At 61.7% G+C, this 13,989-nt stretch carries 12 protein-coding genes; 8 read left to right on the top strand and 4 right to left on the bottom strand.

What is annotated here, in order from left to right; translation table 11 throughout:
- The first annotated feature begins 154 nt into the window (after positions 1-154).
- Genes PRI8871_RS17555 through PRI8871_RS17520 form a run of 8 tightly spaced genes read left to right on the top strand, consistent with a single transcriptional unit; the run spans position 155 to position 9,377 of the window.
- The gene (locus PRI8871_RS17555) at positions 155-1,783 is read left to right on the top strand and encodes a glycerol-3-phosphate dehydrogenase/oxidase (protein WP_108887556.1); all 1,629 of its coding nucleotides are present in this window, start codon (positions 155-157) and stop codon (positions 1,781-1,783) included.
- Positions 1,780-3,270, top strand: coding sequence for an FGGY-family carbohydrate kinase (locus PRI8871_RS17550; protein WP_108887503.1), 1,491 nt, complete (start codon positions 1,780-1,782; stop codon positions 3,268-3,270). Before PRI8871_RS17555 ends, PRI8871_RS17550 begins: the two co-directional genes overlap by 4 nt.
- A gap of 33 nt (positions 3,271-3,303) precedes the next feature.
- Positions 3,304-4,575 carry an ABC transporter substrate-binding protein gene (locus PRI8871_RS17545; RefSeq protein ID WP_108887502.1) on the top strand — a complete coding sequence of 424 codons (1,272 nt, stop codon included), beginning with the start codon at positions 3,304-3,306 and terminating at the stop codon, positions 4,573-4,575.
- A 54-nt stretch (positions 4,576-4,629) separates the two neighbouring features.
- Entirely contained in the window at positions 4,630-5,502 is an 873-nt protein-coding gene (locus tag PRI8871_RS17540; protein WP_108887501.1) for a carbohydrate ABC transporter permease, read from the top strand.
- The gene (locus tag PRI8871_RS17535; RefSeq protein WP_108887500.1) at positions 5,490-6,305 is read left to right on the top strand and encodes a carbohydrate ABC transporter permease; all 816 of its coding nucleotides are present in this window, start codon (positions 5,490-5,492) and stop codon (positions 6,303-6,305) included. The genes PRI8871_RS17540 and PRI8871_RS17535 overlap by 13 nt, the downstream gene beginning before the upstream one ends.
- Before the next feature lie 9 nt (positions 6,306-6,314).
- Positions 6,315-7,394: an ABC transporter ATP-binding protein gene (locus PRI8871_RS17530; RefSeq protein WP_108887499.1), complete on the top strand. Its 1,080-nt coding sequence runs from the start codon at positions 6,315-6,317 to the stop codon at positions 7,392-7,394.
- 3 nt (positions 7,395-7,397) lie between these two features.
- The gene (locus tag PRI8871_RS17525) at positions 7,398-8,402 is read left to right on the top strand and encodes a hypothetical protein (RefSeq protein ID WP_108887498.1); all 1,005 of its coding nucleotides are present in this window, start codon (positions 7,398-7,400) and stop codon (positions 8,400-8,402) included.
- Between the two features lie 39 nt (positions 8,403-8,441).
- Positions 8,442-9,377, top strand: a complete 936-nt coding sequence (locus PRI8871_RS17520; RefSeq protein WP_108887497.1) for a sugar-binding transcriptional regulator — start codon at positions 8,442-8,444, stop codon at positions 9,375-9,377.
- A gap of 128 nt (positions 9,378-9,505) precedes the next feature.
- Here PRI8871_RS17520 and PRI8871_RS17515 read toward each other — a convergent pair whose 3' ends face one another.
- The 4 genes from PRI8871_RS17515 to PRI8871_RS17500 form a co-directional block, all read right to left on the bottom strand.
- Positions 9,506-10,471: an ABC transporter ATP-binding protein gene (locus tag PRI8871_RS17515; RefSeq protein WP_108887496.1), complete on the bottom strand. Its 966-nt coding sequence runs from the start codon at positions 10,469-10,471 to the stop codon at positions 9,506-9,508.
- A complete protein-coding gene (locus PRI8871_RS17510) occupies positions 10,468-12,351 on the bottom strand; it encodes a dipeptide/oligopeptide/nickel ABC transporter permease/ATP-binding protein (protein ID WP_108887495.1) in 1,884 nt (627 codons plus the stop codon). The genes PRI8871_RS17515 and PRI8871_RS17510 overlap by 4 nt, the downstream gene beginning before the upstream one ends.
- Complete coding sequence (locus PRI8871_RS17505) at positions 12,348-13,295, bottom strand: ABC transporter permease (protein WP_108887494.1); 948 nt, start codon at positions 13,293-13,295, stop codon at positions 12,348-12,350. The genes PRI8871_RS17510 and PRI8871_RS17505 overlap by 4 nt, the downstream gene beginning before the upstream one ends.
- 68 nt (positions 13,296-13,363) lie before the next feature.
- On the bottom strand, positions 13,364-13,989 hold a 626-nt coding region (locus tag PRI8871_RS17500), incomplete at its 5' end, for an ABC transporter substrate-binding protein (protein ID WP_245897939.1).

Raw genomic sequence — 13,989 nt, 5'->3', positions numbered from 1 at the left:
AACCCGCTCCCTACGACCTAAGTTTAACAAACGATAAATGCTATTTACAAAAGAAAACTTATTTGATTGTCTGAGCCTCGAAAGTTTGACTGCATGACATTCAGGGGGAGACATGCGCAGGTTCCGGGCAGAAAATCTGGCAATGGCACAAACGATGGCCACACCCGAGGTGCTGATCCTCGGCGGCGGGGTCAACGGCGTTGCCACGCTCAGAGACCTTGCCCTGAATGGTGTGACATGCGCCCTGATCGACACCGGCGATTTCTGCATGGGCGCCAGCAGCGCCTCCAGTCGGATGGCCCATGGCGGCTTGCGCTACCTTGAAGGGCGTGAATTTCGGCTGGTCGCTGAATCAGCGCGTGAACGCAACCTGCTGATCGCCCACGCGCCGCATCTCGTCAAACCGTTGGAAATCACCGTGCCGCTGAAACATCTGGTGTCGGGCTTCGGGCGGTCGGTTGGCCGTTTCTTGGGATTGACCCGTCAAAGCGGCCCGCTGTCCTATGTCGCACTAGAAGGTGCCTTGCGCGTCTACGAAGCACTGGGCCGCCGCACCCATCCCCTGCCTTCACATCGGGCCGTTCTGCGGCGCGCCGAGTTTCCCAAAGGGCTGGGCAAGGACACGCGTGCCGTTGTGTCCTACTACGACGGGCAAATTGTCCAGCCTGAAGGATTGGTCTTCGAGATGCTGGGCGAGGCTTTGGCGCAAGGGCGCAGCTTTGCCTTGAACCATGTCCGTTGGTGCCGGGATGGCGATGCGATTGCCGTTACCGATCCGGCAGGTGACCTAACCTTTACCCTGCGTCCGCGTGTGATTGTCAATGCAACCGGGGCTGCGATTGATTTGGTCAACGCTGAACTCGGCGCTCCGACCTCTTATCTGCGCGGGGTCAAAGGCGCGCATCTGGTCCTCGATCACCCGTCGCTGCATGCGCGGATGAAGGGGCGGGCATTTTACTTTGACGATCGCACCGGGCGCATGGTCATCACCCTCCCCGTAGGCGAGAATGTGCTTGTCGGCACCACTGAGGTCGAGACTGCGCACCCCGATGACCATTGCGTGTCCGAGGGCGAAATTGACTACCTTCTCAAGGCAATCAACACCCTGTTTGACGATATCTCGGTCGAGCCTTCGCACATTGTTGCGCTGACCACAGGCATCCGCCCGTTGCGCCGGGGAAGCGGCGGTTCCTCCGTGACAAATGCCGCGCGGGATCATGCGCTGGAAGAAAACCGGTTCGCAGGGTTGACCCCGCCAGTTCTATCGCTGGTCGGCGGAAAGTGGACGACCTTTCGGGCCTTTGGTGAAGAAACCACGGATCGCGTTCTGGCCCTTCTGGGCCGCGTCCGTCAGGTTTCCACGCGCGAACGTGCCTATCCCGGCGCGGCCCCGATCACTCCTGCCGATCTGGCATCGCAGGGAATTGAAACCGATCTGGCGGCGCAATTGGTGCAACGATACGGGGCCTTGGCCCATGACGTTGCCCCCTATTGCCGCGATGAAGGGGCCAAAGCGCTGATCGATGCGCCTGCGTTTTGCCGTGGCGAGGTCGTCTATGCCATTCGCGCGCGCGGTGCGATGCATCTTGAGGACATCCTCTTGCGCCGCCTGCGCCTGACCTTTGGCAAGGGCCTGTCGATGCGAACCCTTGCCGAGATTGCCGAAATCCTGCGCGCGGAAACGGGCCGGGATGCGGCCATCATCCGCAGCGAATCTGCGTCCGCCATGGAAGACCCGCGTATCATCGGCCTGCTTCCCCGAACCGTGGAGGGGGCGGCATGAACGCGCCTGTCATCATCGCAATCGACGCCGGCGGAACGGCGGTCAAGGTGGTCGCCTATGACCTGAAAGGCACCCAGATTGCCTTGCGCACGGCGGATGTGCACACCCAACATCTTGGCGCCGGGCGAGTTGAACGTGACCTTGGCCAGTTTTGGGCGGGGACGGTGGCGGCCTTGCAAAAGATCGTGGCCGATTGCGCCGACTTCCAGATCATCGCAGCGGCCTGCACCGGGTTTGGCAACGGTCTTTTCCTGCTTGATGAGGCCGGGCACGGAACGCGCGGCGGCATCGTATCGGTGGATCACCGGGCCAGCCCACTGGTCGAGCGCTTGGCCCAATCGGGAGAAGCCGATCTGATTTCCCGCGTTACGGGAACGCGGCTTTGGGGCGGGCAATCGCTGATGCTGTTTGCCCATCTCGCGGCGATTGAACCTCAGGTCATGGCGCGGACGCGTTGGGCGCTGTCCTGCAAGGATGCGATCAGGTTCTTGCTGACCGGTCAGGCCTTGACCGATCCGACAGATGCCAGCGGCGGCGGCCTGATGGATCAGGCGCGGGGCGGCTATGCGCAGTCCGTCCTAGGCCGTCTGGGGTTGGATGCCCACGCGCATCTTCTGCCCGACATTGTTCCCAGCGACGCCATCGCCGGGCGCATCACGGCAAAAGCCGCTGCGCAAACCGGACTGCCTGAGGGGCTGCCTGTGGCGGGGTCCATGATGGATGTGGCGGCCTGCGCCCTCGGAACGGGGGCCTATGGCACGGATGTGTTCACTATGATTGCGGGGACGTGGTCGATCAATTCGATCGAGGTCGACAGCCCACCAAACGGGCAGGCGCACCCGATCCTGAACATGATCTATGGCGATCCGGGCCACCGATTGGTGGCCGAGGGCAGCCCGTGTTCTGCCGCGAACCTAAGTTGGTACTTGGACAAGGCCCTGGGCGGGCGCGTTGACTTCGAAACCGCGAACGCCCTGGTGGCTCAGACCCCGGTGCATGGCGCGCGCTGCCATTTCCTGCCCTATGTCTTTGGCCCTGCACCGAAACAGGGCGGGTTCTTTGATCTTGGCGCGGCGGACGATCTGGGATGCATGCTGCGCGCAATCTACGAGGGTGTCGCCTTTCAGGCGCGGCGGCATGCCCAAGACACGGTCACCCTGGCTGGCCGCCCGCATCCGCCGGTGATCCGTTTGGCAGGCGGCGCGGCGAAGTCGCCGGTTTGGTGTCAGATCTTTGCCGATGTCTGTCAGCGTCCCGTTGAAGCGGTCGATGCCCAAGAGGTCGGCGCGTTGGGTGCTGCGATCTGCGCGGCGGTGGCGGCTGAGGCCTATGACGATCTGCATCAGGCGGCATTGAACATGACGCGCATTGCGCATCGCTACGAGCCTGACGCGTCCCTTGCCGACCTCTATGACCAGAGATTTGCCCGGTTCACTGCGCTGGATGCGCATCAGTTGGCCCTGGCAGAACCACGACCCGCAATGTGACGCGGGACTATTACCAATCCATGGGAGGAAAAAATGGATTTCAAGACATTAAGCCTGTCCACCGCTCTTTGTACGATTGCCGTGCCCCTTATTGCACAAGAAGCCTGTGTCGGGTCGCTGGGCACATTGAACGTGATCGCCCAAGGCATGCCTGCGGTGACCGCATTGGATGCCCATCTGGCCGAGTTCAACGACAAATGGGACACTGAGGTCAAAATCACCCTACTGGGTGAGAACGAGCGCCGCGCCAAGTCGCGTCTTGATGCCTCGACCGGGGCGGGGTCGTATCAAGTCATCTATATTGATGAGGCCAACCTTGCCGAATACGTTGAGGCGGGCTGGGTTCATCCGTTGGCCGATGTGGTGCCTGACACCTACGATCTTGGCGATTTCCGCACCGATCTTAGCAATGTCGCAACCGTGGACGGCGTTCAGTATTTTGCGCCTTTCGTGGGCGGCGGCGATGTCATGATGTACCGCAAGGATCTGCTTGAAGCCGCCGGGATCGCCGTGCCGACAACGCTTGATGACATGGTGGCCGCGATCAAAACCCTGAACGATGCCGACAATGGCGCCTATGGCTGGTCGGCGCGCGGACAGCGCGGATCGGGCATGAACGTGTGGCGCTGGACACCGTTTTTCCGCGCCATGGGCGGCGAATGGATGGACGGCGATGCCCCCGCCTTCAACAGCGCGGAAGGCGTGAAAGCCACCGAGCTTTATACCGACCTGATGTCCTATGCCCCTCCGGGCGTGGCCACCTTCAACTGGTCGGACTCGGTTGAGGCGTTCCGTGGCGGCCAGGTGGCGATCCTGATCGAAAGCGACGTGTTCGGCCCGTGGATGGAAGACCCCGCCAAATCCGCAGTCGTCGGCAAGGTGGGCTATGCGCCTCCGCCTGCGCCCCTGCCTTCGGCGGGTTGGGCACATGGTTGGGCCATCTCCAAGGTCGGCGCATCTGAGGATTGCGAAAAGACCATCGCCGGGGATTTTGTCGGCTGGGCCACTTCCAAGGAAATGGAGCAGAACCGGATCAATGCGGGCATCGCATCTGATATCGGCCGCGTCTCGACCCTGCAAAGCGATGGCTACAAGGCCCTTGTCCCGCAGGAATACATCGACGCACTGCTGGCCACTGGCCCAAAAACCAGCCTTCTGATCATGGCAAGCCCCGCTTGGCCGGAAATCGGCGACAACCTTGGCCTTGCGCTCGAAGAGGTCTTCTCGGGGACGCGCGACGATGTTCAGGGCGCGCTGGCTGAAGCCGCGTTCTTCGCCGAAGACAGCCTGGCCCGGCTGAAGTAACGCGCGTCGCCGCACCGGCCCTAAACGGTGCGGCGCACCCTTCAAGGAATGACCATGACCCGAAATACCTTTGTCCGGCTGACGCTTGTGCCCGCGATCGCGCTGCTCGCGACGCTTGCGCTGGTCTCGATCGGGGGGGCGATCTGGTTCGCTTTGTCGAACCGAACGCTGCGCAGCCCTGACTATGACTTCGTCGGAGCCTATAATTTCCTGCGCCTGCTGCGTGACAGCCGCTTTTTCAACGCGCTCGAAATCTCAGCCCTGTGGGAGGTGATCACCGTCAGCGGCACCCTTGGCCTTGCGGTGCTATTGTCGGTGCTGATCTATGAAACCGTTCAAAAACCGCTTTGGCGCAACCTGATCTGTTTTGCCTTTCTGGTGCCGGTTTTGCTGCCGCGTGTGGCGGCGGCCTTTATCTGGCGGTTCATGTATTCGCCCTCGCTTGGGGTTATCAACTACCTCTGCGGATTGCTGGGGATCGGCCCGGTTGAGTTTCTGGCCGATCCGTCGCTGGCGCTGATGTCTGTGGCGGTGGTCGATATCTGGCAATGGGGCCTGTTCTTTACGGTCATCGTTCTGAAGCTGATGGAAACCCTGCCGCGCGACCCGATCGAGGCCGCGATGCTGGACAATGCGCGGCGCTGGGAAATCCACGCCTATGTGACCCTGCCAATGCTGAAAGGCCCGCTCATCAGCCTTGCCCTTGTCAAAGCGGTTGAAAGCCTGCGGTCCTTTGATCTGATTTTCGTGATGACAGGCGGCGGACCGGGCAAGGCAACCGAGACGCTGGATCTTTATGCCTATCAGATGGGCATCAATATGGGCGGGCGAATTTCCTATGCTTCGGCAATGTCGCTGCTGCTTTTGCTGGTGACAACCATCGCCTTCACCATCATCTGGAAAGCGGGGAAGAAATGGGCCGCATAATTTCTGCCACACTTACCCGCGCCTTGCTGGCCCTGTTGATCGTCGTGGCCCTGGGGCCGATCCTGTGGACTGTTCTGGGCGCCTTCAAAGAGCTGCGGGATATCGTAACGCCTGTGCCCAAGCTGATCTTTGACCCAACACTGGACAATTTCGCAACGATCCTGCGCAACCCCACCATCCGGGACGGTTTGCTGCATTCGGCGGTGGTTGTGTCGGTCTCGGTCCTGATCGGTGCGGTTCTGGGAATTCCGGCGGCGCATACTTTGGCCCGGCACGCGCGCCGGTATGGCGATGACGTTCAGTTCTTCGTGCTGTCGCTGCGCTTTATGCCGCCTGTCGCCATCGCGATCCCGTTTATCGTGATCTATCTGGATCTTGGGATTTACGACACGCTGTTCGGGCTGATCCTTGTCTATCTGGTCACGACGATTTCCACGGTGATCTGGCTGGCGGTTCCGGCCTTTGACCGGGTGCCGCGCGACATCGAAGAGGCCGCCGCGATGGAGGGCTGTTCGCCGCTTGAGGTGTTCTGGCGCTTTTCCCTACCGGTTGCCGCGCCTTCGCTGTTTGGCGCAATCGTCTTCACCTTTGTTCTGGTGTGGAACGAGCTGCTGTTGGCGCTGACGCTGGCGGCGCAAAACGCCACCCTTCCGGTGGTCGCCGCATCCATCACATCGCTAGGCAAAGAGGTGCCGTGGGGCGTGATCAATGCCGCCACCGTGGTGCTGGTTGTCCCCCCGCTTGTGTTTATCGGCCTGTTGATGGGCCTTCTCAATACCTCGGTCCAAGGCGGCCGGAAATAGGACAGATCAATGGCCAATATTACCTGTAGCAGCATCGTCAAATCTTACGGGGACTATCCCGTCATCGATGGGCTGAACCTAGACATCCCCGACCACGAATTTGTTGTTTTCCTTGGGCCATCTGGCTGCGGGAAGTCGACCATGCTGCGTATGATCGCCGGACTTGAAACCGTGACCGGCGGGCGTATCGAAATCGGGGGAACCGATGTCACCGACCTGCCCCCCGGAGATCGCGGCGTCGCCATGGTGTTTCAAAGCTACGCACTTTATCCGCATATGAGCGTGGCCGATAACATCACCTTTGGCCTGCGCCGTCAGGGCCTGCCCAAGGCCGAGATCGCGCCCCGCTTGACCCAGGTCGCCGACATGTTGGGCCTTGCCCCGTTTCTGGACCGGCGACCCAAGAACCTGTCGGGCGGCCAGCAACAGCGCGTCGCCATGGCCCGCGCGATGATCAAGACGCCCAAGGTGTTCCTGTTCGATGAGCCTTTGTCCAACCTGGATGCCAAGCTGCGGGAAAAGCTGCGCACTGAAATTCGCAAGATGCATCTGCAACTGAAAACCACCACGATCTTCGTGACCCACGACCAGCTTGAGGCCATGACCATCGCCGACCGTATCGTGCTGATGCGCGACGGCGCGATCGAACAGATGGGCACCCCGGATGAAATCTTTGAACGGCCCGCCTCGCATTTTGTGGCTGACTTCATCGGCACGCCTGCGATGAACTTCATCGATGCCACGATTGAGCCCGGCCATGTTGCCCGGTCAGGCAGCATCGCGCTGTCGCTGTCGCGCGATCTGTTTCCGGGCTTGCGTCCGGGGCAAAAGGTTGAATTGGGCCTGCGCCCGGCTTCGATGGATCTGGTTGAGCCGGGTGCGCCCAACGCCATCGCGGGCCGGGTCGTTCTGGTTGAAAACATGGGGGCCGAAGGCCAGGTCATCACCGAAGTCGACGGGCGCGAAATCTCATTCGTCACCGCGCAGTTTCGCCGCGTCAAACCGGGGGATGCAGTGCGTTTCGCGCTGCGCCCCGATCAAATCCATGCGTTTGACCCGGTTTCGGGTCGCAGTTTGCTGGGGGCGTAAGTGATGTCGACACGCTTTGCGCAAAAGATCGCCCGCATCCGCGCCGGGGCCTATCAGGTTGGCGACTACATGATCGCCGACGCAAAAGACACAGAAGTCACCGGCGGCGTTCCGGCGCTTGGGATGCACCGCGCTGCGGACGGTCGTCCGCTTTCGCCCCGTACCCGCCCGCAGTTTATCGACGAGGTGCGCAAGATCATCGCGCAGGATGTGGTCGACATCATGTTGACCGCCGCCGGAACAATGGAGGTGCTGCAAGACACCCGCGCCTTCGAAGGAACCGCCATCGAACCGGCGTTTCGCGGCAATGAAACCACTTGTGTCTGGGGCAACATCCGCGGCGCGGCCTATAATTCGGCCCCGTCATACCCCTATCGCGGGGCGAACCTATTTTTGGCTCCGGCGGATCTGTGCCTTTATTCAATCACCTTCGTGAACGATATTGAGCGTGACCTGAGGGCGCTTGAGGCCTATGCCGCCTTTCGCGACGAGGCGCGTGCGCGTGGCATTCAGCATTTTCTGGAGGTGTTCAATCCGAACGTTCCCGGCGTGGTGGCCGATGCCGATCTGGGGGCGTTTGTGAACGACAACATCCTCCGCCTGATGGCCAGCCTGACCCAAGCCGAGCGCCCCGCCTTCCTGAAGGTCGCCTACAACGGCCCGAAGGCCATGGCCGAACTGTGCAGCCACGATCCGTCGATGGTGGTCGGGGTACTGGGCGGCGCAGGGGCAACGCATCGCGACACGTTCGAGCTGATCGCGCAATCCGAACGGCACGGCGCGCGGCTCGCGCTGTTCGGGCGCAAGATTAATCAAGCCGAATGCCAGACCACCCTGATCCGCTGGATGCGCCGCGTGGCTGACCTTCAAGTCACCCCATTGGAGGCCGTGAGGGGCTATCACGACGATCTGCATCAAGCGGGCCTGACACCCGACCGGGATTTCACCGAAGATTCCGGGGTTACCGCGCCCGTTCTGCGTTTTGACGCCACTGACGCCCGCGTGTAACATCGCATATTCACGCCGTTTTGACAGGAGGCATAGGTCATGGCGCGCGCCAATCACCCATCGGATCGAACCGTTGCCGAAGCGGCGTGGCTTTATTACGTGAAGGGCATAAATCAGGCCGACATCGCCAAGAAGCTTGGGTTATCGCGGCCCACGGTTATCACCTACCTGCGCCTTGCGCGTGAACGGCAGATCGTCGGCGTAAAGATCGCGGGCGAACATTTTCGCGTCAACGAAATGGCCGACCGGCTATGTGAAACCTATGGGCTGACCTCGGCCTATGTTGTGCCTGCGGGCGACAGCGACATGGACAGCATGTTGCAGGTCTGTGACGCGGCGGCGCACTTCCTGCCGGATTTCGTCGGACCGGGCGAAACGCTTGGGGTCAGTTGGGGCCAGACCGTGTCCTTTGTGTCCGAACGCATGCCATGGTGGCCGGTTGAAGGGCTGGTGGTGCGCCAGTTGATCGGCTCGCTCGCCAACCCGCTGTTGCCGACCTGCGAAAGCTGCACCACGGAAATCGCGCGGCGCATGTCGGGCCAATGTATCAACCTGAACGCGCCTGCGGTGTGCTCGGATCCGGCTTTGGCGCAAAGCCTAAAGGCCGAACCCATCATCGCCGAGCAATTGGCGCGTCTGCACGATTGTACAAAGGCGATATATTCGCTTAGCCCCTGCACAGCCGATACCCATGTGGTGCAGTTCAACATCGCAACGCCCGCCGATGTGGCCGCCTATGCCGAACGCGGCGCGGTGGGCATCATCGCGGGGCGTTTTATTGATGCGGGCGGCGCGCCGGTTCTGGGCGATCTAGATGACCGCATGATCGGAGCCGATCAGGCCCTGATGCGCGATATGGCGGGTCTGTTGGTGGTCAGCGGTGTCGCCAAGTCCAACGCAACCCGCGCCGCGCTCAAAGGTGGATACCCAAGCCACCTTGTGATCGATGAAGACTTGGCCGCGACGTTGATCTGATATCGCCTGCAAAGGGATCACATTGCCGCCGTCAAACGCGCCTCCCCGTCGCACGGGGCCAGCCCAGATCACCACGCAACTTGCGCAGGAATAGAGCCTGTTTTGCGCGGTTCCCGGTTCGAGACCCACTAGGCAGGGCCAGTCAACGGATGATGGCAGGCCACTGACACGCCATCCGCAACCTCGGTCATCACCGGGGCAATCTGCGCGCAGATCGCACTGGCTTTCGAACAGCGCTCACGGAACGCGCAGCCGGTGGGCGGGTTCAGCGGATCGGGCAGCTCGGTTTCCCGGCCTTCGGGCGCGGCCAGCGGTCGGCCCACAACGGGCGCACTTTCGGCCAGCAGTTTGGTGTAGGGATGGCGCGGCTGGGAAAACACCGCCGTCGCTGGCCCCACCTCTACGACCGAGCCGAAATAGAGCACCGCCACCCGATCGCTGACCGCCTCGACCACGGCAAGATCGTGGCTGATAAACAGGTAGGTCAGGCCGAATTGGCCCTTCAGATCGGCCAGTAGGTTCAACACCTGCGCCTGAACCGACACATCCAGCGCCGAGACAGGCTCATCTAGGATAACAATCCGCGCATCTGCCGCCAATGCGCGGGCGATGCCAATGCGCTGCGCCTGCCCGCCCGAGAATTCATGCGGGTAGCGATCCAGAAACTCTTCGCGCAGGTTCACGGCGGCGAAGATCTGGTTGATCCGCCTCGCCCTGTCCGCTGCGGGCATATTGTGCAAATGCCTAAGCGGGGCCTCCATGATCTGGCGGATCGTTTTGCGGGGGTTCAGGCTGCTGATTGGGTCTTGGAACACGTATTGGATCTTGCGCCCAAACAGCGCCGGGTCGGCGTTATCCAGCGGCTGGCCATTGATCTTGATCGTGCCCGCCGTGGGCGGCAAAAGCCCGACCAACATCCGCGCAAGCGTGGACTTGCCGCAGCCGCTTTCGCCCACGATGCCCAGCGTTTCGCCCTCGGCCACGTCAAGCGTGACGGGGCGCACCGCATGAACCACGCCGCGCGGCGGGCCGAACAGACGCTTTCCAACCGGGAAGTCCTTGGTCAGATCGGTGATGGCAAGCGCGGTGGTCATAGTGCGGCCTCCGAGACAGTGGTTTCCGGCGCGATGCAGCGCACGCGGGTGCCCGTGGGCAAATCCCGCAAGCCGATGTCGCCAATGCGGCATTCGTCCTGAACCTTGTGGCACCGATCGGCAAAAGCACAGCCTTGGGGCAAAGCATCAACCACCGGCGGCAGGCCCGGAATGGCCGCCAGTTCGCGTCGCCCCTGCCCCAGTTCCGGCACGCAGGCCATCAGCTTGGCGGTATAGGGATGCGCGGGACGATTGAGGATCGCCTTTGTCGGACCCTCTTCAACAATCCGGCCCGCGTACATCACGGCGACCCGGTCACACAGCTGCGCCACCACGCCGAAATCGTGGGTGATAAAGATGATCGCAAGGCCCCGATCCCGGCGCAGGTCATCCAGCAGCGACAGGATCTGCGCCTGAACGGTCACATCCAGCGCGGTTGTCGGCTCATCCGCGATGATGACCTCTGGGTCATTGGCCAGCGCCATGGCAATGCCGACACGCTGACGCATCCCGCCCGACATTTCATGCGGGTAGCTGTCAATCCGCTGGTCCGCATTGGGGATGCGCACGGATTTCAGCAACTCGATGGCGCGGGCGCGGGCCTCGGCGCGGGGGGTGGGATGATGGGCGCGGATCGCTTCGATCAACTGATCGCCAACAGTATAAAGCGGGTGCAGCGTGGCCAGCGGATCTTGGAAGATATAGGCCACCCGGCGACCGCGCAGGGACCGCAATTGTTCATACGGGGCGCCGATCAGATCCTCGCCCTTGTAATAAACCGCCCCGCCCGTAATCACCCCCGGCGGTGAGGCAACAAGGCCCATGATGCTAAGGGCCGTCACCGATTTGCCCGAGCCACTTTCGCCGATCAGGCCAAGGCATTCGCCCGGCTCGACCGTCAGATCAACGCCGCCAACGGCCCGGTAGATGCGGTTCTTGACGTGGAACTGAGTCTCTAGCCCCTGAACAGACAGCAAAGCATTGCGCTTGGGCGCGGGAACCGCGCCACGCTCAACCCGCGTGGTGGGCATGGGCCGAGACAGCGCCCCGGATTTCAAACGCGGGTCCAGCGCATCACGCACGCCGTCGCCCAAAAGGTTGATGGCCATGACGATCACAAGGATCATCGCGCCTGGAACGATTGAGGTATGCGGATTGGTGATGAGGGCCGAGCGCGCCTCGCCCAGCATGGAGCCAAGATCGGCCTGCGGCGGTTGCGAGCCAAGGCCCAGAAAGCTGAGGCCCGCCGTTTCCAAGATCATCCACCCCACGGTGGTCGACATGGCAATCACGATCACCGGGATCACATTGGGCAGCACCTCGCCCACGATGATCCGCGTGTCGGTCATCCCGCACAGCCGGGCGGCATCAACGAATTCCTTATGGGCAATGCCCACGGTGATGCCCCGGATGTTGCGGGCAAAGAATGGGATGTTGACGGCTGCCACGGCTATCAGCGCGTTCAGCAGCCCCGGCCCCAGCGCCGCAACAATGGCCAACGCCAGCAGGATATAGGGGAAGGCCATCAGCATATCGACGCCGCGCATGATGACGTTATCCGTACGCCCGCCGTAAAACCCCGCGATGATCCCAATCGCCGCGCCCAAAGTGGCTGCGATAATCGCGGCGGCAAAGCCCACGGCCAGCGACAGCCGCGTGCCCCACATCAGCCGGCTTAGCAGATCGCGGCCCAGATGATCGGTGCCCAGCAGCGCCCCTTCGGACAAGGGCGGTTTGAAACGGTTCCCCAGATCGGTCACATCGGGGTTGGCCAGCGGCAAAAGCGGCGTCAGCAGCGCCAAAAGCACCACCGCCCCCATGACGATCAGCCCCGCCAGCGCTAGGCGATTGCGCGCCAGAAGTTTGAAAAACGCGCTCATGTCTTGATCCTTGGGTCAAGAAGGCTTTGGGCGACATCGACGATGATGTTGAAACCCACATAGCAGGCCGCCACAAAAACCACCCCGCCCTGCACCAGAAGAATGTCGCGCTTGAGAATGGCATCAACCAGCATTCGGCCCACGCCGGGCCATTGAAAGACCATCTCAATGTACACCGCGCCGGATAGGACGAAGCCTGCCTGTACGCCCAGAACGGGGATGATACTAACCATCGCCGCGCGAAGGGCGTGACGCCAAATGACCGAGCGTTCGTGAACCCCCTTGGCCCGCGCCGTGCGGATGAAATCTTGCCGCAGCACCTCAAGCATCGCCGCGCGCGACAGGCGGGCCACCACGCCCGTGGCCACCACGGCCAGCGCCAGCGCGGGCAGCGTCAGGTGGCTAATTAGCGCGCTGAGATCGCGCGCGCCGTAGATGGGCCACATCCCAGAAACGGGAAACCATCGCAGCTGAACCGCGAAGATCAGGATCATCATCATGCCAAGGAAAAACGACGGGATCGAAATGCCCAGCAGAACGGCGAAGGTGATCGCCTTATCGGCCCAGCCATATTGACGCGCGGCCGAGACAACCCCAGCCGCAATGCCCAAGAGGGCACACAGGATGAAAGATGTGCCCGCCAGAACCAGCGTGGCGCCGAAACGGTCCATCACCTCGTCCAGCACTGGCCGGTTCAGCGAAAAGCTGCGCCCGAAATCACCCTGAAGCATATTGCCAAGCCAAATGACGTAGCGCCGCACCATGGGCTTATCCAAGCCCAGATCGCGGTTCAGCTTTTCCACGTTTTCGGGTGTTGCATAGGATCCAAGAATGGCCGTAGCCGGATCGCCGGGGATCATCGCCATGATGACGAAAACGATGATCGAAATTCCGAACAGCACCGGAATGGCTGAGATCAATCGCTTTAGAATATATCCCGCCATGCCCTTGCCTCCGGCCAAAACGACACCAGCCGCGCAAGAATGCCCCGCGCGGCTGGGATCGTGGTGGATCAGTTCTTGGTCACGCCATCCAGCAGCAAGAAGAACGACGGCTGCAAGGCAAAACCTTCGACCTTGTCCGAGGTGACGGCGTTCTGCTTCCAGTTGGCGACAAAGACCCACGGCGCATCTTCCTGCACGATGGCCTGCATTTCCTTGTAGAGGCTGGCGCGTTTGGCTTGATCGGTCGAGACACGAGCCTCTTCCAGAAGGGCATCAACTTTGGGGTTCGAATAGTAGCCCGAGTTGAAGCCGCCCTTGTCGGGCCATGCCTCGGTGCGCAGCGCAAGGAAGGGCAGCGTGTCGGGGTCATTCGTCATCCAAGCCATTTCGGCCATATCCGCCTTGCCCTCAAGGCCGGGGTTCACTTCGCCAAGGAAGGTGTTCCACTCATAGGTCTCAATCTTGACCTTGAGGCCGACGGCCTGAAGATCGGCCTGAATGGCCGTGCCCATAGCAACCGGATCAAGCATGCCCGAGCCGCCTTCGGTGACATAGAACGTCAGTTCCGCCCCGTCTGCCCCGGCTTCTGCGATCAGCGCCTTGGCCTTTTCGGGATCGTAGGGATAGGGCTCTAGTTCAGGGTTGTAGGCCCAAGCGAAGGCGGGCGGCGTCGGGCCTGCGGCCACATCTGCCG

Origin of the sequence: Pseudoprimorskyibacter insulae (assembly GCF_900302505.1) — a bacterium.
Taxonomy (GTDB): Bacteria; Pseudomonadota; Alphaproteobacteria; order Rhodobacterales; family Rhodobacteraceae; genus Pseudoprimorskyibacter; species Pseudoprimorskyibacter insulae.
The sequence above is the reverse complement of the archived record's forward strand: the minus strand, read 5'-3'. Positions and strand labels throughout refer to the sequence as shown.